The following is a 396-nucleotide window of genomic DNA, read 5'->3' on the forward strand; positions in this document are numbered from 1 at the left end:
TTTTTTTGAATCGAAACAGTTTTATCTCGATTCCGTGGAGACAGAGAGATTCGAACTCTCGACCCCCTGCTTGCAAGGCAGGTGCTCTCCCAACTGAGCTATGCCCCCTTACGGGTAATTATGCTATTGTTGGTACTTGCTCTGACTTTCTCTGTCAGCTTCGGGTTTTCACCCTATGGGCTTAAGTGGACTCGAACCACCGACCTCACGCTTATCAGGCGTGCGCTCTAACCAGCTGAGCTATAAGCCCATCAGATTTCTCTGACTTTTAATGGATTCCGGCAGCCACCTGCTCTCCCATACCGTCTCCAGCATAGTACCATCGGCCGCTTAGGTCTTAACCATCGTGTTCGGGATGAGAACGGGTGTGTCCCCTAAGCGCATCGCCACCGGAAA

Annotated in this window: 2 tRNA genes and 1 rRNA gene; all 3 read right to left on the reverse strand. The window is 51.3% G+C overall.

Features of this window, described 5'->3' with window-relative positions:
• Positions 1-35 precede the first annotated feature (35 nt).
• Positions 36-108 (reverse strand) — tRNA-Ala (locus OCV62_RS18100).
• Positions 109-176: 68 nt separating this feature from the next.
• Positions 177-250 (reverse strand) — tRNA-Ile (locus OCV62_RS18105).
• Positions 251-276: 26 nt separating this feature from the next.
• A 5S ribosomal RNA gene (gene rrf / locus OCV62_RS18110) occupies positions 277-394 on the reverse strand.
• Positions 395-396: the final 2 nt, after the last annotated feature.

The sequence above is a fragment of the Gallintestinimicrobium propionicum genome, from assembly GCF_025567525.1.
Taxonomy (GTDB): domain Bacteria; phylum Bacillota; class Clostridia; order Lachnospirales; family Lachnospiraceae; genus Gallintestinimicrobium; species Gallintestinimicrobium propionicum.